This is a genomic window from Mesorhizobium sp. CA7, from assembly GCF_020165015.1.
In the GTDB taxonomy this organism is placed as follows: domain Bacteria; phylum Pseudomonadota; class Alphaproteobacteria; order Rhizobiales; family Rhizobiaceae; genus Mesorhizobium.
On record NZ_JAIUHH010000002.1, the window covers coordinates 108532 to 132342 of the forward strand.

A 23811-nucleotide genomic window follows, 5' to 3' on the forward strand; every position below is an offset into this window, starting at 1 on the left:
CGCCAAGCAGGCTGAGAGTAGCTTATGATTTTTGCAGTGCAACAAAAAATGTGCGGGCGCTTGCTACGCCGCACCAAAATTGTTGCGATGCAGCAAAAGCTGTACTAGCATCCCCGATGGGTGGGCCCAACAGCGGTCGAGTTACATGCTGCATGTCTTGTACCTTGTGCATGACGTATCCGACCCGGCGGTGCGCCGGAGAATACAGATGCTCAAGGCAGGCGGCGCCAGGGTCACCCTGGCGGGCTTCCGCCGCACCACCAGCCCGGTCGCCGAGATCGAAGGCATCGAGCCTGTCGACCTTGGCGCGACGCGCGACGGCCGATTCGCGCAGCGCATCGGCGCTGTCGCCAAGGCAGCCATGTCGATCGGCGCGAAGCTGGGCGCCGTGCCCAAGCCTGATCTCATCATCGCGCGCAACCTCGAAATGCTGGCGCTGGCCCGCCGCGCCAACGGCGCGCTCGGGGCGAGCGTGCCGATCGTCTATGAATGCCTCGATATCCATCGCCTGGTGCTGCGCGACGACTTCGTCGGCAGGACGCTGCGTGGCGCCGAACGCCATCTCGCGCGCGACGTGAAGCTTCTGGTGACGAGCTCGCCAGCCTTCATCGCCAACTATTTCGAGCCTTTCGGGCAGATCGTCGCACCTGTCGAGCTGATAGAGAACAAATATTTCGAGGCAGCATCCGTCGTCGCCGCGCATTCTGTCGAGGACGACAGCCCATTGCCGCCGCCCTGGCGTATCGGCTGGTTCGGCGCGCTGCGCTGCCGCCGCTCGCTGGAGCTGCTGGCCGATTTCGCCCGCCGGCAGGCGGGCCGTTTCGAAGTCGTGCTCAGGGGCCGTCCGGCGCTGTCCGAATTTCCGGACTTTCACGGTTTCGTCGAGGCCGAGCCGTGGCTTTCCTTCCGCGGCCCCTATCGCAATCCGGAGGACATGGCAGCCATCTACGGTGAGGTGCATTTCTCCTGGGCGATCGATTTTTTCGAGGCCGGCCAGAATTCCGAATGGCTGCTTCCCAACCGCCTCTACGAGGGCTGCCGCTTCGGCGCCGTGCCGATCTCCATGGCGGACACCGAAACCGGCAGGTTCCTGAAGCAGCGGGATATCGGCGTGCTCCTGCCCGAAGCGACGCCCGAAAGCCTCGAGGCGATGCTGAGCCGGATGGACCAAGATGAATATCGCGGCCTGAGGTCGCGCGTGTCGGCGCGCAATCCGAAGACCTGGAGCTACGACCGCAGCGACTGCGCGGCCTTCGTCGACAAGCTGCGTGGCCTCGCCGCCATGCCTTCGGCTTTTGCGACACAGGCGGCCGCGTGATGGCGCAACAGGGCGAACAAAAACCGATGGCGCAGTCCACCTCATCGATCCTGATCGTCATTCCCTGCCTCAACGAGGCCGCCCATATCGGCGGCCTGCTCGACCAATTGCGGCCCGCGGCGGCCCGGCTCGGCGGCCGCATCGTCGTCGCCGACGGCGGCAGCACCGACGGCACGCAAGCCATCGTCGAAAAAATCGTGGCGAAGGATCCCCGGGTTATCCTGCTCGCCAATCCGAAGCGCCTCCAGAGCGCCGCCATCAATCTCGCGGTGGCGGCCCTTGGCGAAGGCGTCGACTACCTCATCCGCATCGACGCGCATGGCGGCTATCCGGACGACTACTGCGACCGGCTGGTCGCGGAGGCCCTTGCCACCGGCGCCGATTCGGTCGTCGTTTCGATGCTGACCGCCGGCACCGGGGCCGTGCAGAAGGCGGTCGCGGCGGCGCAGAATTCCAAGCTCGGCACCGGCGGCTCGAAGCACCGGCACATGTCCGAAGGCGAATGGGTCGACCACGGCCACCATGCGCTGATGCGCGTCGCCGCCTTCAGGCATGTCGGCGGCTACGACGAGAGCTTCAGCCACAATGAGGACGCCGAGCTCGACTACCGCCTGCGTCAGGCCGGCTACCGGATCTGGATGAGCGGCAGGACGCAGATGGTCTATTATCCGCGCTCGACGCTGAAGAGCCTCTATTTCCAGTATCTCGGCTATGGCCGCGGTCGCGCCAGGAACGTGCTGAAGCACCGCATGGTGCCGAAGGTTCGGCAGATGATTCCGCTGCTGGTTGCGCCCGTGGTGCTGCTCGCCCTGTTTTCCTTCGTCCACTGGCTGGCGGCGCTGCCGTTCCTCTTATGGGCGGCGGTGTGCCTCGGTTACGGCCTGGTGACGGCGATACGCCAGCGCAACGCAGGCATAGCGCTCGCCGGCGTCTCGGCGATGGTCATGCATTTCGGCTGGTCGGCCGGTTTCTGGCAGCAGCTTCTGGCGTCTCGATTGCAGCGCAAGGTGGCGTGATGACCGGGCGCTCGATCGACATCTGCATCTGCACTTTCCGTCGGCCGGAGCTGGCCGACACGCTGCGCTCCGTCGCCGCGCTGGAGAAGCCGGCGGGAGCCGAGATTGGCATCGTCGTTGCCGACAATGACGATGAGCCCGGCGCGCAGAAGCTGGTGAGAGCATTGGCCGAGGAATTGAAGCTGCCGGTCCGCTATCGTCACGCGCCGGCGCGCAACATCTCGATTGCCCGCAACGCCTGTCTCGACGCCAGCGTGTCGGACTTCGTTGCCTTCATCGATGACGACGAGACGGCGTCGCCCCGCTGGCTGGTCGAATTGATGGCGGCGGCCGATGCCACGGGCGCTGCGGCGGTGCTCGGTCCGGTGCGGGCGCATTACCGCCCCGACGCGCCGGACTGGATGCAGAAGGGCGACTTCCATTCCACCTTGCCGGTCTGGGTGCGCGGCGAGATCCGCACCGGCTACACCTGCAACGTGTTGCTCAAAATGGCCGACGCGAGCCTTCGCGGCCGACGCTTCAGCCTGGCGCGCGGCCAGACCGGCGGCGAGGACACCGAGTTCTTCGATGCTATGGTCAAGGCCGGCGGCCGCATCGCCTTTGCTCCGCAAGCCTTCGTCGACGAGGTCGTGCCGCGTGCCAGGGCCGCGTTCGACTGGCTGCGCCGCCGCCGCTTCCGCTTCGGCCAGACGCATGGCCACCTGATAGGACACGGCGCCGGCGGGTTGCGTCGCGCCGGTCAGGTCGGGCTCGCTTCGGCCAAGGCTGCCTACTGCTTCGGCATGGCTATTTTGACCGCCATCAGCCCGGTGCAGCGGAACCGCAGCGTGCTGCGCGGCATTATGCACGTTGGTGTCGTCAGCGGTTTGGTCGGCGTCCGTGAAATCCGCCAATACGGCCTCACGTCGCCAGAACAAGGGAACAAGCGTGCAGCCTGACGTCAGCTTCGTCATCGCCGCCTACAACGCCGAGGCGACTCTCGACCGCGCCATCGCCTGCGCGATCGCGCAACTCGGCGTGACCGTCGAGGTCATCGTCGTCGACGACCAGTCGAGCGACGGCACGCTGGATGTGGCGCGTGCTTATCCGCAAGATGTCGTCAAGGTGGTGGCGCTGCCCGCCAATCGCGGTCCGGGCGGCGCCCGCAATGCCGGCCTCGACCTGGCGCGCGGCCGCTGGGTGGCGGTGCTCGATTCCGACGACGCGGTCCTTCCCGGTCGCCTTGCCATGATGATCTCACGCGCCGAAGCGGCGGGCGCCCAGATTGCGGTCGACAATGTGCAGATCGTGCGCGAGGACGGCACGCCCGATGACACCATGTTCCCGGCCGGCTATCTCGAAGGCTTCCGCGAAATCTCGTTGGCCGACTACATCGCCGGCAATCTGGTCTTCGAATCGCGCTTCAATTTCGGCTATCTCAAGCCGATCTTCCAGCGCCGGTTCCTCAACGACAACAAGCTGCGCTACGACGAGAGGCTGCGCATCGGCGAGGATTACATTCTGCTCGCAAGCGCGCTGGCCAGCGGCGGCCGTTGCGTGGTCGAGCCGACCGTCGGTTATGCCTACCACATCCGCACCGGCTCGATCTCGCGCGTGCTCGAACTGCATCACGTCGAGGCGATGACGCGCGCCGATGCCCTGTTCGCGGCGGCATATCCCATGGACAGCGACGCAAAGGCGGCTTTCGCAAGGCGTGGCCGCAGCCTGCGCAAGGCGGCGTCGTTCCTGTCCCTGGTTCAGCACATCAAGGCACGCGCCCCGCTCAAGGCGATCGGCGCGGCGCTCAGGGATCCGGCCGCCATCGGGCATATGTCGATGCCGATCGCGGTTCGGCTCAGAAGGCTTGCGGCGCAAATTCGCCGTGGGCGTGGGGAGATTAAGCATGCGGGCGATTTGATAGCCGGCGACAGGTAGAAATCTTTTCTCTCAGAAGGAAGAGCAGATGCAGAAAGTCAGGAAGGCAGTCATCCCGGTGGCGGGGCTCGGAACGCGGTTCCTGCCGGCGACCAAGTCGATGCCGAAGGAGATGCTGCCCGTCGTCGACAAGCCTGTCGTGCAATATGCCGTCGACGAGGCGTTCGAAGCCGGCATCGAGCACATCGTCTTCGTCACCGGCCGCAACAAGGCGGTCATCGAGGACTATTTCGACCTGCATCCTGAACTGATCGGCACGCTGGAGCAGACCGGCAAGAAAGCGCAGCTCGAAGCGCTGGAAAGCCTGCTGCCGGAGGCCGGCGCCACCTCCTTCATCCGTCAGCAGTCGCCGCAGGGCCTCGGCCACGCCGTATGGTGCGCGCGCGAGGTGATCGGCAATGAGCCTTTCGCGCTGCTGCTTCCCGACATGGTGTCCTTCGGCGCGCGCGGCTGCCTCGCCGAGACGGTCGATCTCTATCAGCGGACCGGCGGCAATGTGATCGCCGTCGAGCGCTGCGACCCGGCCGAAACCAGCAAATACGGCATTGTCGGCCGCGGCGCCGACGTGGCATCCGGCTTCGAAGTGACGGCGATGGTCGAAAAACCCGCGCCGGCCAATGCGCCGTCGAATTTCTACATCAACGGCCGCTACGTTCTGCAGCCGGAGATCTTTGCCCTGCTCGGCAATCAGCAGCGCGGCGCCGGCAACGAAATCCAGCTCACCGACGCCATGGTGCGGCTGGCCCAAAGCCAGTCTTTCTACGCCCGGCCTTTCGACGGCCGCATGTTCGACTGCGGCTCCAAGGAGGGCTTCATCGAGGCCACCATCGCCTTCGCCCTGGCGCGCGACGACATGAAGGGCCCTGTCTTCGAGATGCTGCAGCAATTTGTCCGGTCGCATGAGCGCCGGGAAGTGGCCGCATAATGCCCATCTTTCGGGTGCATATGCGGTTTCGCGATGGCGCGACAGCCACACCAGCGCCCGGGCCTTCCGGCCCGGCGCATCCTGGCAGCAACGTTGCGCGGTCTTTTCTGGTCACGACGCCAATCTACCAAGGCCGATAGCGCCTGCAACCTGGAATTGGACCGAAAATGAACTATGCCACCTTCCCCCTCGACAAGAGGATGCCGTTGCCCAGCACCGATCCGGAAAAGGGTGAAGACTTCATCGATATCGAGCGTCTGCTTGGCATGGCCGCCCGACAGGCCAAGGTGGTGGCGGTCTGCGCCATTATCGGTCTGTGCCTGGGCGTCATCTATCTGCAGACTACGCCCAAGCAGTATACGGCGGTCGCCAGCGTTTTGATTGATGAAGGGCTGAACAAGGTCGTTGACGACATCTCGGCTGCGAGCGCCACGGTGCAAACGGACGCGACGATTCTCAGCCAGATAGAGGTTCTCAACTCGGCGCGGCTGGCGTCTGTGGTGGTCGACAAGCTGAAGCTCGATCAAAACCCGGACTTCATGAGCCCGCCGCAGTCGGCTTTGGCCAAAGGTGTGGGGTTCCTGCGCAGTATTGTCGGCTATTTCCGCGGCAGCTCGGCAAACGAGCTCCCCGGCATCGAGAATGTCGACGCCGCGACGCGCGAAGCCATGATCAAGACCGCGACCCACGATTACGCGGTTCTCATGCTGCAGACCGGGTTGATGGCGGATCGCGTCGGCCGTGCCAACGTCATCAGCATCGGTTATCAGTCGACAAATCCGGCACTCGCCACGGCCATCACCAAGGCCTACGCCGACGCCTATCTGGCCGACCAGCTCAACGCCAGCTTCGACGCCACCGAGCGCGCGGCCTTGTGGCTACAGGGCCGGCTCACGGAGTTGCGTGAGAGCTCTCAGCGGGCAGCCCTGGCCGTCGAGAAGTTCAGGGCCGAACATGGATTGTCTGCCAACAGTGACGGCCAGCTCCTGAGCGACAAGCAACTCGCCGATCTCAACGCACAGCTCATCGTCGCCCAGGCCGATACCGCCAGAGCCAGCGCCCGCTATCAGCAATACAAGGCGATCGTCGAAAGCGGTTCCGAAAGCGCCTTCAACGATTCGGCCATCGGCGCCGACCAGCCGAGCAGCTCGGTCATCATCGCGCTCAAGACCCGCTATCTGGCCATTGCCAAGCGTCTGCAGGACATCGAGACTAATTTCGGCAAGGATCACCCGCAAGCGGTCGCGCTGGCCAAGGAAAAGGCCGATGTCTCGGCGCAGATCTTCGACCAGTTGAAACAGCTCACCGAAAGCTACCGCAACGATTTCGAGGTGGCGCAGGCGCGCGAAACTGCTTTGCGCGACAAGATTTCCACCGCTGCCGGCAAGAGCTCGATCGACAACCAGTCACAGGTGAAGCTCAAGGAGCTCGATCAGCAGGCACAGGCGCTCACCACGCTCTATCAGACCTTCCTCAGCCGCTATGAGGAAGCTTCGCAGCAGCAATCCTTCCCGGTCGGCAAGGTCCGCATCATTTCCGACGCGACGATGCCGCTCGCGGCCTCCAGCCCGCGCACCTTGCGCGTGCTGGCGCTCTCGCTGGTGCTCGGCCTGATGCTTGGCGCCGGCTTCGGCGGCCTCAACGAGTTCAACGAGCGTTTCTTCAGGACGGGCGAGGACGTTCGCGACCGCGTCGGCCTGAAATTCCTCGGTTATCTGCCGACGATCGGCGGCGGCAAAGCCAAGGATACCAAAGCCGACGACCTGCCGGCCGACGGCAAGGTGGCCAGCCTCTCCGCGGCTGAGAGACGGGCGCGCATGCGCGTCAGCATCGACGCCCCGGCCTCGATGTTCGCCGAGACGCTGCGTAACGCCAAGATCGCCTTCGACGTGGTGATGGAAGACCGCAGCAGCCGGGTCATCGGCGTCATTTCGGTGCTGCCTGGGGAAGGCAAGTCAACGGTGGCCGCGAACCTGGCCGGCCTGCTCGCGGCCAACGGTGCCAAGACCTTGCTCATCGACGGCGACCTGCGCAATCCGGGCCTGAGCCGCAGCCTCGGCATGGAGGCCGAGCAGGGCCTGATGGAAGCGGTGGTCAACGGCCAGAGCTGGCAGTCCGTCGGCAAGGTCGATCGCCAGACCAAGCTGGCGATCATTCCCGCCGTGCTGCGCGGCCAATTCTCGCACACCAGCGAGCTTCTGGGCTCGGCCGGCATGCGGCGCTTCATCGAAAACGCCAAGGAGACGTTCGAATACATCATCGTCGATCTGCCGCCGCTCGGACCCGTCGTCGACGCCAAGGCCTTCGCACCGCTGGTTGACGGCTTTGTGCTGGTCACCGAATGGGGCCGCACGCCCCGCAACATGGTGCGCTCGATGCTGGAATCCGAGCCTTATATCGCCAATAAGGTGATCGGCGCAGTGCTCAACAAGGTCGATCTGAAGAAGCTGGCGAAATACGGCTCGCTCGGCGGCTCGGAAAGGTTCTTCGACCGCTATTCGAGCTACTATCTGGAAAAATCGGAGCAGCGTCCCAAGCAGGCCGCCTGAGGCGTGGTTCCGTTCGGAAAGACAGAGATCGGGGGCGGTTCAGCCTAGGAGCGTGAACCGTCCTAATCCCTCGAAGACAGCAGCCGGCCGTATTTGCCGACGATCCTGAGCGCCGTCAGTCGTCCCGTTTGAAAGGCGCCGGTGTCGATGTCGAGCCGGCGTCCGTCGAGTGACGGAACATCCACGATCGTGTGTCCGTGCACCACCCAGCGGTCGAGACGGTGCGCCGCCTGGAAGAACTCCTCGCGGATGTTGAGCAGATCGCCCTCGTCCTGCGCCTCGAGCGCCACGCCGGGACGGATGCCGGCATGCACGAAGACGAAATGCTCGGAGCAGACCATCGCCGGCAGCGTGCGCAGGAAGTCGACATGGCTGGCTGGAATGGCCTCGCGTATGCGCGCATCCGCCTGCTCGCTCGAACCGTAGAGGCTCATCAGCCGGTCAGGGTCAACGCCGTAGGAGAACAGGGTTTCGCGGCCGCCATAGCCGAGCCAGGTTTCGCGCGAGAGATGACCATCCAGATAGAGGAGCAGCGCGACTTCATGATTTCCCACGAGGCAGATGCGCTGGAAGCCCTTCGGCGGCGGCGCCATCAGATGGTCGATCACGCGCCGCGAATGCGGCCCGCGGTCGATATAGTCGCCCAGCATGATGATGATCTTGCGCCCGCTGAAGCGCTGCGCATCGACTTGGATCTTTTGCTCCAGCGCACGCAATTCGTCGTGGCAGCCATGCACGTCGCCGATTGCGTAGACGACCATGTCGCGCATGTCCATGACGAGGCGCTCGCGTGGCGCGGGTCGAGGGCGTCTCGATCGTTGGAAAAGATTCACGGATTGAGGCTCGGCTACTTGCACTGATCTGCGCCTCGATATCATGCCGAATGCAAACAATTCCACACCGGCGCGCGATCGGCAGTCGCGTCGTCAGGCGGCCTTCAACCAATAGCGGAACAGCGTGTGATCCAAGAGCAGCCGGATGCGCGGCTCGGCCTCGGTCGCGATCAGCCAGCTCACCGCGATCATGGCCGCGCCGACGACATCATGGATGAGATAGAGCGGATAGGTCATCGGCCCGATCCGCCGTCAGCCGGGCCAGGAAAGGTCGAGGCGCAGCGACAATGCCATCAGCGCGACAGCCGACAGACTGTGATAGAACATCACCATGACGGCAGCCAGGAATCGCAGTATATCGACGCCGCCGAATGTCGTCTTGTGCTGGGCCATGCGGTGCCTTCGGTATGGCCCCCCACGCAAACTTTAAAGTCTGTTGCTGCGCTGCACAATAAGCGATTGCAGTGCGGTACAAATTGGTAAATTGATCCTTAACGCGGTTCGTCTACCGGCGACTACACCCCGATGCCGCGTCCCTTCAGCGCCGCCGTGATCTCGTCCAGGATCGCCGGATCATCGATCGTCGCCGGCATGGTCCATTCCTCCTTGTCGGCGATCTTCTGCATCGTGCCGCGCAGGATCTTGCCGGAGCGGGTCTTGGGCAGCCGCTTGATCGTCACCACGGTCTTGAAGGCCGCAACCGGGCCGATCCGCTCGCGCACCAGCCCGACAACCTCACTTTCGATCGTGCCGCTATCGCGCGACACGCCGGCATTGAGCACGACGAAGCCGAGCGGCACCTGGCCCTTCATGGCATCGGCAATGCCAATGACCGCGCATTCGGCGACATCGGGATGAGCCGCCAGCACCTCTTCCATGGCGCCGGTCGAGAGCCGGTGGCCGGCGACGTTGATAATGTCATCGGTGCGGGCCATCACATAGAGGTAGCCGTCCTCGTCCATCATGCCGGCGTCAGCCGTCTTGTAGTAGCCGGGGAACTCCTCGAGGTAAGCCTGGCGGAAACGGGCGTCGGCGTTCCACAGCGTCGGCAGGCAGCCGGCGGGCAGCGGCAGCTTGACCACGACATTGCCGAGCGTGCCGCGCGCCACCTCGTGGCCGGCATCGTCGAGGATGCGAATGTCGTAGCCCGGCATCGGCACCCCGGGCGAGCCGTATTTCACCGGTAACAGCCCGAGCCCCGCCGGATTGATCGTCATCGGCGAACCGGTCTCGGTCTGCCACCAATGGTCGATGACGGGACGGTCGAGCTTCTGCTCCGCCCATTTGATCGTTTCCGGGTCGGCGCGCTCGCCGGCAAGGAACAGCGTGCGGAACTTCGACAGGTCGTATTTCGGCACGAACTCGCCCTTGGGATCCTGCCCCTTGATGGCGCGGAACGCGGTCGGCGCGGTGAACAGCGCCACCACGCCATGCTCAGAGATCACCCGCCAGTAGGTGCCGGCGTCCGGCGTGCCGATCGGCTTGCCTTCGAACAGCACGCTGGTGCAGCCATGCAGAAGCGGTCCGTAGACGATATAGGAATGGCCGACCACCCAGCCGACATCGGAAGCCGCCCAGAACACCTCGCCCGGCTTGACGCCGAACTCGTTGTCCATGGTCCATTTCAGCGCGACCATGTGGCCGCCATTGTCGCGCACGATGCCTTTCGGCTGCCCGGTCGTCCCGGAGGTGTAGATGATGTAGAGCGGGTCGGTGGCTAAAACCGGCACGCAGTCGACATTGGCGCCGGCGGCGCGTTCGCGCGCAACCGCATCGGCATAGTCGAAGTCGTAATTGTCGTGCATCTCGCAGCGCAGCTGCTCGCGCTGCAGGATGAGGCAGGCGTCCGGCTTGTGCTTCGACATCTCAATCGCCTTGTCGAGCAGCGGCTTGTAGGCGACGACGCGGCCTGGCTCCAGGCCGCAGGAGGCGGTGATGATCAGCTTCGGCTTGGCGTCGTCGATGCGGGTGGCGAGCTCGTGCGAGGCGAAGCCGCCGAACACCACCGAGTGCACGGCGCCTAGCCTCGCGCAGGCAAGCATGGCGATAGCGGCTTCCGCCACCATCGGCATATAGATGATGACGCGGTCGCCCTTGCCGATGCCGCGATGCCTCAGCACCGACGCCAACGCGACCACCTCGCGCTTTAGCTCCGTATAGGTGAATTTCCGCACCGTGCCGGTGATCGCGCTGTCGTGGATCAGCGCCAGCTGGTCGGCGCGGCCGCCCGCCACATGGCGGTCGATGGCGTTGAAGCAGGTGTTGCAGCTGGCGCCGACGAACCAGCGGCCATAAACGCCGGCTTTTGGATCGAAGACACTCTCGGCCGGCCTATACCAGTCGATCGCCTTGGCCGCCTCGGCCCAGAACCCCACGGGGTCGCGTTTCCAGTTCTCATAGACTTCGCGGTAGCGTGAGGCCATCCGCCTTCCTCCCAGGACATTCTGCCGTCTGGGAATAGCTTAGAGCAATTCCAGGAAAAAGTGTGAAACGGTTTCCGTCCGGAATTGCGTAAAAACAAGGAGATGGAGCGGTTCGCCGTTCTGTGAAGGGCGAAACGCTCCAAGTCGTTCTTGCCGGCCATGTCTTCCTACATTTTGGTCGACATCGCCGGCAAACGGCTCCGTCCGGCGCCTGCCTGACACGACGCCGTCACGGTCCGCAATATCAGCCGGCTTAAAGCGGCAGCGCCGCCAGCATCAGCCCGACGCCGCCCGCGATCAGGATGGCCGCCGCAAGCGCCTTCCGATGGCGCTCGAACGCCGTCGGAGCCCGTTCCCAATTGTAACGCATACAGATCACTCCCCAAAGCCCGGCGGACTCATAGCTTACCCAAGGGCAGGAAGGCAACCCTGGCGGCCTGGCCGACTTGACAGTGGGCGCGACTATCCATGCTCATGCCGTGGTTTTTTTGCCGCAAGACGGCCGCCGCAACGGCGCAACCTCGGCGCGAGATGATGGACAGCGCAAGGTGGGCGCGCTATTTGCTCCCGGGCGAAGGGGAGCGGGCGCATGGCTGAGATTGGTTCTGAAACGGTGCTGCGGATGGCGGACGACGCCTCCGTGCAGCATGTCGGCGATGGCGCCGTCGTGCTTTTGGCGCGCAGCGGCCAGCTTTACACCTGCAACGACACGACCGAGGCTTTTCTCGACAAGGTGAACGGCGCGCGCAACCTCACCCAGATCGTCGACCTGCTGTCGGACGAATTCGAGATCGACAAGGCAACGCTCGATCAGGATATGGCCGAATTGGCCGCCGAGCTGGTGGCTGAAGGCATCCTCGCCGACCCGGACGCGTGATGGCGGACGGACCGGCCCTGCGCGTCCTGTTTCGCGTCCATTTGTGGTTCAGCGCCCGGCTGATGCCGGTGCTGGTCGGCCGGCGCGATTTCGAAAGCGTGTTGAAACTGGCGCCGCTGCAGTCGCCCGCACCCTATCGCGACTTGCCCTGGACCTACATCGTCCATCGCGTCAAGCGGACGGTACGGCGCCCCTGGCTGATGCGCGACCGCAGATGCCTTCGGGAAGGTCTGCTCGGTTTTCGCTTTCTGCGCATGGCCGGTCTCGACCCGGAGCTGCGTTTCGGCGTCGATGCCAAGTCGATGCACGAGCCGCGCCTGTCGGCGCATTGCTGGGTGTGCCTGGATGGCAAGCCGGTGGTCAGCGACAGCCAGCCCGGCATGGTGGAGATCTACCGCCACCCGGCCAGGATGAAGGCGCCAGCCGCTTGAGCGACCAGACTTTCCGCTACAACCTCAATGGCCAGGTCATAGGCATCACCGCCGCGCATGCCGATCTGTGGCCAACCTTCGACCTGATGCTCGGCACCCTGCGCGTGAACGAGCCTGTCCCGCCCGGTTTTCGCGTCGACATCGTCGAAACGCTTGAGTTGCAGGAGAACCCCGAAGGAAAGCTGGCTTTCGATGGCGACGTGCCGCTGGACGGCCATTGCCGCATGATCGACGCCGGAAGCGTCTTCCATCTCATCTTTCCGGGTCAGCAGACGCTGTCGATCCGCGACGGCGAGCGCCGGGCCGAAATCCGTCTTCATCCAGACAGCAAGATCAAGTGGACGCTGCTGGTGATGGTGCTGGATGCAGCGCTCGATGCGGACGGCCAGCACATGCTGCACACCGCGGGTCTGACCTTGCCCGGAAAGGACGGCCTGGTTCTCATTCATGCGCCAAGCGGCACGGGCAAGTCGACGACGTCGCTCGCGCTTGCGTCGCGGGGCTTCGGCCTCTGCTCGGACGACGTCATGATCCTCAACGCAAGAGTGCAAGGCATAATGGCTTGGGGCATGCCGCGCAGGGTGAAGGTCCACCGCAACACGGCGGCAATGTTGCCCTTCGTCGCGCCTTGCCTGGGCGAAAACTGGGACGCCGAGGGCGAGCAATCCGTTTCGCTGGACCGCCTCGGCGAAATCATTCGTGTCGAAGATGTGCGCGCCAGGCCCGTCGCCGCGCTCCTGCACCTTGCACGCTCGGCAGACGCCGAGACCCGGCTGCTGCCGATGGCCAGGACAGACGCCATGGTGGCTTTGGCCACCGACAATGTAAGGACCGGCATGACCGGCCTGCTGTCGCTGCAGAAAAGGCGCATGGCGACGATCGCAGCCCTGGTGAAGGCGGTGCCGACCTTCACGCTGGAAGTCGGGGCAAGTCCCGCGGATGCGGCCGCGTTGATCCAAGCTGCGCTGCCAAGTTGACGCGCGCTCAGCCCTTCGCGCCGAAACGCCGGATGTCGAAGGATCGCTGCCTCCACCGGGCCTGACGGGGTTTCGACTGCCATCGCAGCAACAGCCGGGACAGCTTGTTGTAAGCCAGATGGACGACGCGCGCGTCGGCGCAGTCGAACTCCACCAGTCCCCATCGGCATTTCGCCGCTTCGCCACTGGGTGGTCCCAGGCGGCGGATCGGCTGGGCCAGCCGAACCAGTCTTCCATTGATCAGCACACTGACCGGAACAATCGACCCGACGATCCGGCACAGCTGCGCGACATGGTCGCTTGACGATTGCGTGCCGACGGTCAACGGGCCGTGCTCGATGCGTGCCCAGACATATGTCCCATCCGGCTGGGGCATTCCGGCTAGCCTGCCCCGGCAAAACTCAGGCGCAATATCCGCCGCGAGCACAGCCATCGCGTCGGCCAAGGCCTGGTTCACCGTTGCGGCCGAACGCCAATCCTCTGCTGCAAAGCCAACCTGCGCCAGGATATCGCCCGCATCGAAGCCGGATGTCATCTTGTGCAAAGTCACGCCGCCATGGGTTTCTTGCATCTGGTCGATAATTAGGCGGTGAATCGGATGCGGGCCGCGATAGTGCGGCAGAAGCGCGGGATGCAGGTTGAGGCCGCCCTTTGGGAACAGCTCCAGCGCGGTTCGCGGGATCAGCTTGCCGTATCCGAAACAGATCAAAAGATCGGCGCCGAGCACGCTGAGCTCCCGCCCGAGCGCATCCCAGTCATGGGGCGGGCTGAATTCGATCAGCGGGGGCATGGCGTGTCTGGGATGCGATATCAACGCAAACCGTCGCCGCAGGCGGCGGCGCAGGGTACTGAAGCTGAAGCGCTTGCCGGCACGTGGGCCCGGCACGACCACGGCAGCAATGTGGTGGCCGCCATTTGCCCAGCGCGCAAGCATGGGCGCGGTCACGGACGAAATCTCGGTGATGAATACGGCCGAGAGCGGGTTCTCCATGCCGAGCTCAGGCTGGATATGGTCGCGGCCGCGCCAGCCTCTGCACCCAGCGGAAGGCATCGCGACTGAGGCGCGAGCGCAGTTTCTCGCGGGAATTGACCCGAAGCAGCATGTTGCCGGTGATAAGCCATTTCGCCAACCGTATCGAGAGGTCCGGCTTGATGCGGTCGGCAAGCTCGATCGCGCGCGGCGCGCCGAACAGGCGTCCGGTGACGTTGAGGACTGTGGCCAGCTCGAGCTCGATGCCGGTCATGCGGGCGGCATCGAGCAGCCGCGCTTCCTCTTGAGGCGATTTCAGCGCCCGCACGCCTTGCAGCACGTCGACGCAGAGCTGCAGGCGGTGGAACTTGTGGCCGCCGGCGGCATGCACGATGGCGATGGTGAGCAGCGCGGCCGGCGTGTCGGTTTCGCCGCCGTCGATCGCCTGCAACTCGCGGAAGCCAAGCGACAGTCGTCTGCGCATGCCGGTGTCGTGCACCAGATTGCCATGCAATTCGATCAGCAGGCTGGAGTTCTCTTTCTCCAGCCATTTGAATTCCTGCAGTTCATGCGACGCGGCCTCGTCGCTGCCGAGCTCGAAGCCGCATTCGCCGATGGTCTTGTTGGCCGCCTCGATGCTGGCGGGGTCGACGAGAATGTCGATGTCGGTGAAGGGACGGTCCGTAATCTGGCTGTAAAGCTTGCGCGCGAACACCGGCCCCTTAACGATCCGGGCCGGCACGCCCTTTGCCGCCAGCGCTTTCATGATGCGGTCGCCATGGTATTGCAGCAGCATCGATTGGCCGGTCGCCATCGTCGACTCCTCGCGCAACTCCGACAGTCTCCGCTGCAGGGTTGCGTCCTGCGGCAGTCGGGCGTCACCGATCTCCCTGAGTTTGCGCAGCATGATCGGCAGCACGCCGTGGAACTCCGCATTGGCGAGCAGCGCCAGCAGGGTTGCTGCCGCAAGGCCATCGCCAATGGCGGCCGATGCCACTGGGTCGGCGAAGGTCAGCAGCAGTTTTTCATCGGCAGGCGCAAGAGAAGGCAGCATCAACCCGGACGGCGTTCGAATGATAGCAACAAGCCCATGCTTACAGAAAAGCACACTGGAAACCAGTGCGCGGCGGCAAAGCCGGCTTGTGAGTTTGACTTTCCGCGCGGATCGTCCATTCTGTGGATTGATCCGGAGGGTGTTGGAAATGACGAAGAAGAAATATGAGGCGCCGTTGCTGCGCAAGGCTGGAAAACTGTCCAGCGTGGTGGCCGTGGCGTCAAAGACGCTTTGAGGCGTCGGGCTTCGGTTTTGGCTGAAGCCGGCTACATCCCCCAGCGCAGCGCCGCCGTGTGTACCGGCGCGTCCCAAAGTGCTGACGTTTCGTCGTCCAGCATGGTCAGCGTGATCGAGCACCCCGCCATGTCGAGCGACGTCACATAGGACCCGACGAGCGAGCGGACCACCGTTACGCCCTGCCTCTCGAACATTCTGCGGGCGCTGTTGTACATCAGATAGAGCTCCATCGACGGCGTGCCGCCGAAGCCGTTGACGAACAGCAGCGACGGCCCTTTGGCGCGATCGCCGAAGTCGCCGGCAATCGCGGCGCAAACCTCCTCGGCGATGGCGTCGGCGCTCTTCAGCTTGTCGCGCCTCCGGCCGGGCTCGCCATGGATGCCGACGCCGAATTCCATCTCGGCGTCGCCTATCGCGAAGGTTGGCTTGCCGGCGGCGGGCACCGTGCCGCTGGTCAGCGCCACGCCCATCGAGCGCGTCGCGGCGTTGACGCGGTCGCCCAGCGCCTTGAGGTCGGGCAGCGGCACGCCTTGCTCGGCGGCGGCGCCGACGATCTTTTCCACCACCAGCGTGCCGGCGACGCCGCGCCGTCCGGTCGTGTAGGACGAGTTCTCGACCGCGACGTCGTCATTGGTCACCACCTGCAGCACGCGGTCCGCCATCTCGGCCGCCATGTCGAAATTCATCACATCGCCTTCGTAGTTCTTGACGATGAACAGGCAGCCGGCGCCGGTGTCGACGTCCTGGACGGCCGCGAGCATCTGGTCGGGCGTGGGCGAAGTGAAGACCTGGCCGGGGCAGGCGGCGTCCAGCATGCCGTGGCCGACAAAACCGCCATGCAGCGGCTCGTGGCCGGAGCCGCCGCCCGAGATCAGCGCCACCTTGCCCGGCTTCAACGCCCTGCGGCGGATGAATTTGCGGTCGTCGCCAAGCACGAGGATGTCGGCATGAGCCGTCGCAAAGCCATCGAGGCTTTCGGCCAGGACCGTGTCCACCGAATTGATAAATTTTTTCATGGCAGTCCTCCCGACGTCTTAGTTTACGCAATTCCGAACGGAAAACCGCTGGACACTTTTCCTGGAATTGCTCTTGCTCAGCCGCTGCCCTTGCCGGCGATGCTGGTTATTTTCTGGATGAATTCGTTGATCGCCCGGTCGAGCGCGGCGTTCTGCCTGTCGTCGCCGAAATCCGGCACGATGAGTGAGACATGGCGTGTCTTGCGCGGCCCGGAGGCCGCGGGCGCCTTGCCGGGATGCGCCTGGTGATAGGCGGCCATGAACTGGTCGCGCTCGGCCTGGCTGAAATGGCAGACCGAAAAGATCGACGGCAGATGCTTTGACGGGATCGGGATCGAATAGGCCGGACTGGAAATCTGGGTGACGAAGCTGCGGTGCTTGCCGAGCGCGTCGGCAAGACGCTGGCGCATGCCCGACGGACGCTGGTCGATCACCTGCGACAGGATCGTCTTGTAGGCGCGGATCGCCTCCTCCGAGCCTGTTTCCGATATCTTCTCGGTCCTGGCCATGCCGCGTCTACACTAGAATGTCCGCGATGGCCGCCTTGGCCATGGCGAGTTGCGCAGGGGCGACCGACAGGTCGCGCAAGCCCGCCTCCAGCAGGGCCGGGATGGCTGCCGGATCGCCGCCCGCATCGCCGCATAGGCTGACCGGAATATCTCTCTCCCGCCCAAAGGCCGTGATCGCAGCGATCAGCCGCAGCACCGCCGGGTTGCGGACGGCGTTGAGATGCGCGACCGCCGCATTGTCCCGCGCCGCCGCCATCACATATTGCGTCAGGTCGTTGGAGCCAATCGAGAGGAAGGCGACATCGGCGAAATCCTCCGGCGCCAGTGCGACGGACGGCACCTCGACCATGATGCCGAGTGGCGGCAGCCTATGCGCGACGCCCTGCGCGGCAAGCGCGGCTTGTTCTTCCGCGAACAGCGCGGCGGCTTGGCTGTACTCCTCGGGCGTGGCGATCATCGGGAACATCACCTTCAGATTGCCGTGGATGGCGGCACGCAGCAATGCCCGTATCTGCACGCGAAAAATGCCGCGCCGCTTGAGCGAAAGCCTTATGCCGCGCAGGCCGAGAAACGGGTTGGTTTCCTCGACGGTGAAACCCGGCACCGGCTTGTCGCCGCCAGCGTCGACGGTGCGGATGGTCACCGGCTTGTCGCCTGCCCATTCCAGCACCTTGCGATACGCACGGTATTGCGTCTCCTCGTCCGGCAACGTCTTGCCGAACAGGAACTCCGTGCGCATCAGGCCGACGCCGTCGCAGCTTTCGATTTCGATGCCATCAACGTCGGAAGGGTAGGCGATGTTGACCTGGACGCGCACGGCGGTGCCGGCCTTGGTCACCGCCGGCTCCGTCAGGAACGTCCGCGCAGCGCCCTGGCGGTCGGCGAAGGTGGAGGCGGACTGCCGGAAGGTCTCGATCTCGGCCGGTGAGGGCGAAAAGACGATTCCGCCGCGTTCGGCATCGAGCAGCGCGACACCGGTACGCGTTTCAGCCTCGTCGCCGATGCCGACAACCATCGGCACGCCGCGCGAGCGCGCCAGCATGGCGACATGGCTGGCGGTGCTGCCGCGCTTGAGCGCGATGCCGCCGCCCTTGCTCCAATCGGTTGCGAGGAAGCGCGTCGGCGCGATGTCGTCGCCATAAAGGATCGCGCCCGGCGGTGTCGCGGCCTCGCTGTCCTCGCTCAACGCCCGCAGCACCTGGTCGCGGATATCGCGCAAATCCGCGGCGCGGGCACGGAAATAGTCCTGGTCCGACGCTTCATAGCCGGCGATCTCGCTGTCCAGCGCCGCGCGCCAGGCGGCGTCCGCCGGCTGTCCGGAGCCGATCGCCGCCAAGGCCGGTCCGCTCAGCGCGTCGTCCTCCAGCATGGCGATGTGGAATTCGAGAATGCCGGCGGCGTCGCCATTGGCTGTTTCGACCAGCGCCGCCAGCCGGCCGACGGCCTTGCCGATTGCGCTCACCAATGCGGCTTGTTCTTCCTCGGCGCTCGCCTTGGCCTTGTAGCTGGCCGGAGACTGGTCGAGGTCGAACAGCGGGCCTTCGGCGTAGCCGGGTGAGGCGGGGATACCCTCAACCCGCATGGCTCGCATTCCTTGCGGGCCTGGCGACATTCAGATCGGTCTCAAGCGGACCGGGCATGATCCGCGTCCTCGTCGAAGTCCCGCTGCACCAGATCGACCAGCGCCTTCACCGCCTGGGTCGCGCCGTCGCCCTTGGCGCGGATATGCAGCATGGTCCCTTTCGGCGCCTTTGCCGCCATCACCTTGACGATGCTCTTGGCGTCGAACCAGGGGCCATTTGCCGCGACCGCCACTTCCACCTCGGCCGCGAACGACTTGGCAAGCTTGGTGAACTTCACCGAAGGGCGCGCATGCAGTCCCACCGCGTGGGTGATCAGGACCGTTGCTTCGGCGGATGCGGACATTCTGTCGGTTCCCGTTCGTTCACGACGGCGACAATTCATGCGCCGTCGCCACCACTTCCTTGAGCGAGGCGCCGCCGGAGGATTCGGTTGCCGCCATCACCGCGCCCTCGACGATCGGCGCGTTGCAGACGACTATTCTGTGGGAGCGCGGCTCTCCGATCATCTCGACCGCCATCTCCGAGTTGGTCTCGGCGCCGCCGAGATCGACCAGGATGGCGACGCCCGCTTCCGACCAGGCCTTGTCGATCGCGCCCATGATCGCCTCGACGCTGGTGCCGAGCCCGCCATGACCATTTCCGCCGCACCAGGCAAGCGGCACTTCGTCGCCCACCATCTGGCGCACCATATCGGCCGTGCCCTCGGCGACCAAAGGCGAATGCGACACGATGACGATACCGACATTGCTCATCAATTGCCCTCTATCGCTTCCGCGACTGCGCGCACCAGCAGCGCGGTCGAGCGCGCCCCGGCGTCCATATGCCCGATCGAGCGCTCTCCCAGGAAGGAAGCGCGCCCGCGCAGGGCCTTCATCGGCACCGTGGCCTCGGCCGCCTTGTCGGCTGCGTCAGCGATCTCGCCAGCCGTCTTGCCTTGCGCCAATGCCTCATACACCGGCTGCAGCACGTCGAGCATGGTTTTTTGTCCCGGCTGCGATTTGCCGCGCGCGGCCACCGCTTCGATCGCCTTCCCCAATGCCGCCGCCAGCCCGTTGCGATCCGGGGCAGCGGGCAGCTCCTTGCCGAGCGCTATGAACAACGTGCCGAACAAGGGGCCCGAGGCGCCGCCCACGGTCATCACCAGCTTGGTGCCGACCGCCTTCAGCGCCTCGGGCAGCGGTTTCGCCGCGAAGGCGTCGGCCTCGGCGCGCACCGCCTCGAAGCCGCGTTTCATGTTCAGCCCGTGATCGCCGTCGCCGATCGCCTGGTCGAGCGCCGTCAACTCCTCGGCATGCGCCGCGATCGTATCGGCCGCCGCCGCGATCAATCGGGAGAAATCGGCTGCGGCCATCATTTCTCCTTCATGCCGGGGCGAACAGCGCCGCCACGGCAGCGAAAACTTCGGCCACGGCGAAGGCGCCGGGATCCGCGACGTCGAGCTGCGTGCCGATATAGGCGGAACGCCCGGCCTTCGCCCTCTGCATTGCCACCGTCGCCTCCGCGCCATGTCGTGCGGCCGAAGCGGCCGCTTCCAGTCCGCGCGCGTCGAGCGCCTTCAGCGCCGGCTCCAGCGCATCGACCATGGTGCGGTCGCCGATCCTGGCGCCGCCATAGAAGGTCATCCGGTCGAGCCCGGCGAGCAGCGCCTTGGGTAAAGTTGCGCCGAAACCCAAAGTCTGTGCGGTGGCAGTAAAAAAGATCGACAGCAACACGCCACTGGAGCCGCCCATTGACGTGCCCAGCGTATCGCCGATCGCGGCGGCCGTCGCGGCGCGATCGGCGAGCGGCAGCGCATCGATACGCTCGAGAATGCTGCGCGCTCCCGTCGCCACGGTCGAGCCGGTGTCGCCGTCACCTGCCTTGGCGTCCAGCGCGTTGAGGGGTTCTTCGAGCGCGATCAGCCTTTGGCAGGCAGCTTTGATCAGCCGCTCGGCGGCTGCATCGCGGCTGGCGGGCTTTGTGGCTGGGCCGGCGGCAGGCTTGGCCATCGCGACAACGACCGGCTGACGAACCGGCTTTGCCGGCAGCCAGGCAGGCGGCCCGACGGGTGCCAGCAGCGCTGCCTCGCGTTCCGCATCCAGCTTGATCAACGACAACGAAAAGCCGTTCATGTTGAGCGCGGTCATCAGGTGCCCAGGCCCGATCGTCAGCGCCACCGCCTTTGTCAGCGACGAAGACAGCACGGCATTCGCGATCAGTGACATTTCGAGCGGCGGCACCGATCCCAGATTGTTGACCAGCAGGGCGTAGCGGCTGCCTGCATCGAGCCGCGCGGCGAGGCGCTCGGCCATGATGGCGACGAGCGAGCTGGCGCTCTGCAGCGCGATGCGCTCGACGCCCGGCTCGCCATGAATGCCGAGGCCGAGCTCGCCGTCTTCGGCGCCGAAGCGCTCCTCGTGCGCCTGTCCGGGGATCGAGCAGGAGGAAAGCGAGATGCCGAGCGAAAAGATGTCCTTGGCCGCCGCCCGCGCCGCCGCGGCAACCGACGCCAGGTCGCGACCGGCTTCGGACAGATGACCGGCGATCTTGTGCACGAACAACGTGCCGGCGACGCCGCGCGGCTGGGCGATGTCGGGCAACGCGATGTCGTCGGCTACGATCACCATCTCGACTGCAAGACCCTCGGCACGCGCCTTCTCCGCGGCCAGCCCGAAATTGAGCCGGTCGCCGGTGTAGTTCTTGACGATCAGCAGGCAGCCGGCGGGACCGGTCGTGGCGCGGATCGCCGCCAGCACCGCCTCGACGCTGGGCGAAGCGAAGATCTCGCCGGAGACGGCCGCCGTCAGCATCCCGGCCCCGACGAAGCCGGCATGCGAGGGTTCATGCCCGGCGCCGCCGCCCGAAACGATCGCCACCTTCGACTTGTCCCAGTCGGCGCGCAGCACGACCTTGATCTCGGGATAGCCGTCGAGGCGGGCCAGCGCGCCCGATCCCGCCGTGGCGAGGAAGCCGTCCAGCGCCTCGGTGACGATCGTGTCCTTGCGGTTGAAAAAGTGCTTCATGAATTTCGTCCAGTCCGTATCTGCGGTCGTCAATCGGTTTGCAAATTTGTCGCGCGAGCCGGCTACATCAATCTTTGCCCGTCCGAGCCGAAATAGAGCGGCGCCAGGTAGCGGATCGTCACCTTATCCCCTTTGGCTAAAGGCGTGTCCGGATCGGTGAGCGTCACCAGCTTCTTCGGCCCAACCGTCACATGCAGGTGGTTCTGGTCGCCCAAATGCTCGACCCAGTCGACGACCCCGTCGGCATGGCCGTTCATCGCCTTCTCGATCGCGAGATGCTCGGTGCGCGCGCCGATCGTCGTCGTTCCGGTCGGGGCGCCGCCGTCAGGCAGCAGTCCGGCCGGCAGAAGGTTGATAGCCGGCTGTCCGAGGCGCGCCGCGACATGAAGATTTGCCGGCTCAGAATAGATCGCGCGCGGCGTGCCGATCTGCACTAGCATGCCGTCGGCGAGGATGCCGATGCGGTCGGCCATGGTCATCGCTTCGATCTGGTCGTGTGTGACATAGAGCATGGTGGCGCCGAGCTCGGACTGGATGCGCTTCAGCTCGAGCCTGAGATCGGCGCGCAGCTTGGCGTCGAGCGAGGACAGCGGCTCGTCCATCAGGTAGATCGCGGGCTTCCTCACCAAGGCGCGGCCGATGGCGACGCGCTGCATCTCGCCGCCCGACAGTCTTGTCGAGCGGTTGTCCAGCTTGTGGTCGATGCGCACCATGCGCGCCACGTCCTCGACGCGTCGCCGCACAGCCTCTTCCGGAAACCGCCGCGCCGGCGAGCGCAGCGGGAAGGCGAGATTGTCGAACACCGAAAGATGCGGATAGAGCGAATATTGCTGGAAGACGAAGGCGGTGTCGCGTTCGGCCGGCGACAGCGCCGTCGCGTCGTGGCCGCCGATGTGGATCGTGCCGCTGTCCGGCCGTTCCAGTCCGGCGATCAGCCTCAGCGTCGTCGTCTTGCCGGCGCCGGTCGGCCCGAGCAGCACGACGAATTCGCCATCCTTGATCGTGAGGTCGAGATCGTCGATCGCGACGGTGTCGCCAAAGCTCTTGGTCACGCCCTGGATGTGAACGTCAGCCATGGCGCGCCTCCGCTGCCTGATCATGCATGGCGGTCCTGACCGCGCGGCCGGAGCCCTTCTCGAATAGCGACAGCCGCGCGCTGCTCAGCGTCAGCCCGACCTGTTCGCCGGGGCTGAGATGGATGCCCGCCGGCACCCTCGCCTTGATGATACCGTCTGCCGTCTCGACGGCGACGATCTGCGTGGTGCCGAGATATTCGGTGCCGTAGATCGCGCCGCGCAGCTTCGAGCCATCGTCGAAGCGGATGTGCTCGGGCCGGATGCCGAGTGCCATGTCGGCGGGTGCCACATCCTCGCGTACCTCCGGCACCGCGACCTTGGCGCCCTGCACGACGATCTCCTTCGCGCCCCTGGCGAGCCCGCCGCCGAATTTCAGGAAATTCATCGGCGGCGAGCCGATGAAATCGGCGACGAACATGGTTGCCGGCCGGTCGTAGATTTCGCGCGGCGTGCCGAACTGCTCGATGACGCCATGGTTCATCACCGCTATCTTGTCGGCCATCGACATCGCTTCCATCTGGTCATGCGTGACATAGACCGTCGTGGCATGGATGCGGTTGTGCAGCTCGCGCAGCTCATGCACCATCAGGTCGCGGAACTCGGTATCGAGGGTGCCGAGCGGCTCGTCCATGAGAAAACATTTCGGCCGCCGCACGATGGCGCGGCCGAGCGCGACGCGCTGGCGGTCGCCGCCAGCAAGGCCGGAAACGGACTTGTCGAGCAGATGGTCGATGCGCAGTAGCTTTGCTGTCTCCTCGACGCGGCTTCGGATTTCGGCCGAGGGCATGCCCTGCGCCAGCAGCGGGAAGCCGATATTTTTGCGCACATTCATGTGCGGGTAGAGCGCGAAGAGCTGGAAGACGAAGGCGATGTCGCGCTCGCGCGCCCGGCGCATGGTGACGTCCTCGCCGCCGAGCAAGATCTTGCCGCCGGTCGGCAACTCGAGACCAGCGATCATCCGCAGCGTCGTCGTCTTGCCGCAGCCGGACGGGCCGAGCATGACGAAGAACTCGCCGTCCTCGACGACGAAATTGGAATCCTGCACGGCGACGAATGCGCCGAAGGCCTTCCTCAGATTCTGAACACGGATCTCGGCCATCG

24 protein-coding genes are annotated in these 23811 nt (G+C 65.0%); 9 read left to right on the forward strand and 15 right to left on the reverse strand.

Going from position 1 to position 23811, the window contains the following annotated elements:
* Window positions 1-145: 145 nt before the first annotated feature.
* The 6 genes from LB552_RS05265 to LB552_RS05290 all read left to right on the forward strand — a co-directional run bounded on the left by LB552_RS05265 (window position 146) and on the right by LB552_RS05290 (window position 7722).
* Window positions 146-1318: a glycosyl transferase family 1 gene (locus LB552_RS05265; protein ID WP_224602445.1), complete on the forward strand. Its 1173-nt coding sequence runs from the start codon at window positions 146-148 to the stop codon at window positions 1316-1318.
* A gap of 26 nt (window positions 1319-1344) precedes the next feature.
* A complete protein-coding gene (locus tag LB552_RS05270; protein ID WP_224602447.1) occupies window positions 1345-2334 on the forward strand; it encodes a glycosyltransferase family 2 protein in 990 nt (329 codons plus the stop codon).
* Window positions 2334-3272, forward strand: coding sequence for a glycosyltransferase (locus LB552_RS05275; RefSeq protein WP_224527078.1), 939 nt, complete (start codon window positions 2334-2336; stop codon window positions 3270-3272). Before LB552_RS05270 ends, LB552_RS05275 begins: the two co-directional genes overlap by 1 nt.
* The gene (locus LB552_RS05280) at window positions 3262-4248 is read left to right on the forward strand and encodes a glycosyltransferase family 2 protein (protein WP_224602449.1); all 987 of its coding nucleotides are present in this window, start codon (window positions 3262-3264) and stop codon (window positions 4246-4248) included. The genes LB552_RS05275 and LB552_RS05280 overlap by 11 nt, the downstream gene beginning before the upstream one ends.
* 28 nt (window positions 4249-4276) lie before the next feature.
* Window positions 4277-5173 carry a UTP--glucose-1-phosphate uridylyltransferase GalU gene (gene galU, locus LB552_RS05285; RefSeq protein ID WP_095766145.1) on the forward strand — a complete coding sequence of 299 codons (897 nt, stop codon included), beginning with the start codon at window positions 4277-4279 and terminating at the stop codon, window positions 5171-5173.
* A gap of 167 nt (window positions 5174-5340) precedes the next feature.
* Window positions 5341-7722, forward strand: coding sequence for a polysaccharide biosynthesis tyrosine autokinase (locus LB552_RS05290; RefSeq protein WP_224527074.1), 2382 nt, complete (start codon window positions 5341-5343; stop codon window positions 7720-7722).
* A gap of 62 nt (window positions 7723-7784) precedes the next feature.
* Here LB552_RS05290 and LB552_RS05295 read toward each other — a convergent pair whose 3' ends face one another.
* The 4 genes from LB552_RS05295 to LB552_RS05310 all read right to left on the reverse strand — a co-directional run bounded on the left by LB552_RS05295 (window position 7785) and on the right by LB552_RS05310 (window position 10930).
* Window positions 7785-8498 (reverse strand): metallophosphoesterase, encoded by a 714-nt coding sequence (locus tag LB552_RS05295; protein WP_224602451.1) that lies wholly within the window; start codon window positions 8496-8498, stop codon window positions 7785-7787.
* 150 nt (window positions 8499-8648) lie between these two features.
* A complete protein-coding gene (locus LB552_RS05300) occupies window positions 8649-8792 on the reverse strand; it encodes a hypothetical protein (RefSeq protein WP_224602454.1) in 144 nt (47 codons plus the stop codon).
* A gap of 15 nt (window positions 8793-8807) precedes the next feature.
* Window positions 8808-8948, reverse strand: a complete 141-nt coding sequence (locus tag LB552_RS05305) for a hypothetical protein (protein WP_224602456.1) — start codon at window positions 8946-8948, stop codon at window positions 8808-8810.
* Between the two features lie 122 nt (window positions 8949-9070).
* The gene (locus LB552_RS05310; protein WP_411965538.1) at window positions 9071-10930 is read right to left on the reverse strand and encodes a propionyl-CoA synthetase; all 1860 of its coding nucleotides are present in this window, start codon (window positions 10928-10930) and stop codon (window positions 9071-9073) included.
* Between the two features lie 637 nt (window positions 10931-11567).
* On the opposite strand from LB552_RS05310, the gene LB552_RS05315 reads away from it, so the two are divergent.
* The 3 genes from LB552_RS05315 to LB552_RS05325 are packed head-to-tail and all read left to right on the forward strand — an operon-like array spanning window position 11568 to window position 13263.
* On the forward strand, window positions 11568-11855 hold the full coding sequence (locus tag LB552_RS05315) for a PqqD family protein (protein ID WP_224602461.1): 288 nt from the start codon (window positions 11568-11570) through the stop codon (window positions 11853-11855).
* On the forward strand, window positions 11855-12286 hold the full coding sequence (locus LB552_RS05320; RefSeq protein WP_224602473.1) for a lasso peptide biosynthesis B2 protein: 432 nt from the start codon (window positions 11855-11857) through the stop codon (window positions 12284-12286). The genes LB552_RS05315 and LB552_RS05320 overlap by 1 nt, the downstream gene beginning before the upstream one ends.
* Window positions 12283-13263: a serine kinase gene (locus tag LB552_RS05325; protein WP_224602474.1), complete on the forward strand. Its 981-nt coding sequence runs from the start codon at window positions 12283-12285 to the stop codon at window positions 13261-13263. The genes LB552_RS05320 and LB552_RS05325 overlap by 4 nt, the downstream gene beginning before the upstream one ends.
* Before the next feature lie 7 nt (window positions 13264-13270).
* Here the strand turns inward: LB552_RS05325 and LB552_RS05330 are convergent, their stop codons facing one another.
* From LB552_RS05330 to LB552_RS05380, 11 genes are all read right to left on the reverse strand, one after another.
* Complete coding sequence (locus tag LB552_RS05330; protein WP_224602476.1) at window positions 13271-14254, reverse strand: formyltransferase family protein; 984 nt, start codon at window positions 14252-14254, stop codon at window positions 13271-13273.
* A gap of 7 nt (window positions 14255-14261) precedes the next feature.
* Window positions 14262-15287 (reverse strand): nucleotidyltransferase family protein, encoded by a 1026-nt coding sequence (locus tag LB552_RS05335; RefSeq protein WP_224602478.1) that lies wholly within the window; start codon window positions 15285-15287, stop codon window positions 14262-14264.
* 266 nt (window positions 15288-15553) lie between these two features.
* Window positions 15554-16540 (reverse strand): dihydroxyacetone kinase subunit DhaK, encoded by a 987-nt coding sequence (gene dhaK / locus LB552_RS05340; protein WP_224602489.1) that lies wholly within the window; start codon window positions 16538-16540, stop codon window positions 15554-15556.
* Window positions 16541-16617: 77 nt separating this feature from the next.
* Window positions 16618-17049 carry a hypothetical protein gene (locus tag LB552_RS05345; RefSeq protein WP_224527053.1) on the reverse strand — a complete coding sequence of 144 codons (432 nt, stop codon included), beginning with the start codon at window positions 17047-17049 and terminating at the stop codon, window positions 16618-16620.
* Window positions 17050-17056: 7 nt separating this feature from the next.
* Entirely contained in the window at window positions 17057-18631 is a 1575-nt protein-coding gene (ptsP, locus tag LB552_RS05350) for a phosphoenolpyruvate--protein phosphotransferase (RefSeq protein WP_224527051.1), read from the reverse strand.
* 41 nt (window positions 18632-18672) lie between these two features.
* Window positions 18673-18975 carry an HPr family phosphocarrier protein gene (locus tag LB552_RS05355; RefSeq protein ID WP_095766133.1) on the reverse strand — a complete coding sequence of 101 codons (303 nt, stop codon included), beginning with the start codon at window positions 18973-18975 and terminating at the stop codon, window positions 18673-18675.
* A gap of 19 nt (window positions 18976-18994) precedes the next feature.
* On the reverse strand, window positions 18995-19384 hold the full coding sequence (dhaM, locus tag LB552_RS05360) for a dihydroxyacetone kinase phosphoryl donor subunit DhaM (RefSeq protein ID WP_140544084.1): 390 nt from the start codon (window positions 19382-19384) through the stop codon (window positions 18995-18997).
* Entirely contained in the window at window positions 19384-19983 is a 600-nt protein-coding gene (dhaL, locus tag LB552_RS05365; RefSeq protein WP_224527049.1) for a dihydroxyacetone kinase subunit DhaL, read from the reverse strand. Before dhaL ends, dhaM begins: the two co-directional genes overlap by 1 nt.
* 10 nt (window positions 19984-19993) lie before the next feature.
* Window positions 19994-21634, reverse strand: coding sequence for a dihydroxyacetone kinase subunit DhaK (locus LB552_RS05370; RefSeq protein ID WP_224602491.1), 1641 nt, complete (start codon window positions 21632-21634; stop codon window positions 19994-19996).
* Window positions 21635-21696: 62 nt separating this feature from the next.
* Window positions 21697-22710: an ABC transporter ATP-binding protein gene (locus LB552_RS05375; protein WP_224602493.1), complete on the reverse strand. Its 1014-nt coding sequence runs from the start codon at window positions 22708-22710 to the stop codon at window positions 21697-21699.
* Window positions 22703-23809, reverse strand: coding sequence for an ABC transporter ATP-binding protein (locus LB552_RS05380; protein ID WP_224602494.1), 1107 nt, complete (start codon window positions 23807-23809; stop codon window positions 22703-22705). Before LB552_RS05380 ends, LB552_RS05375 begins: the two co-directional genes overlap by 8 nt.
* Between the last annotated feature and the right edge of the window lie 2 nt (window positions 23810-23811).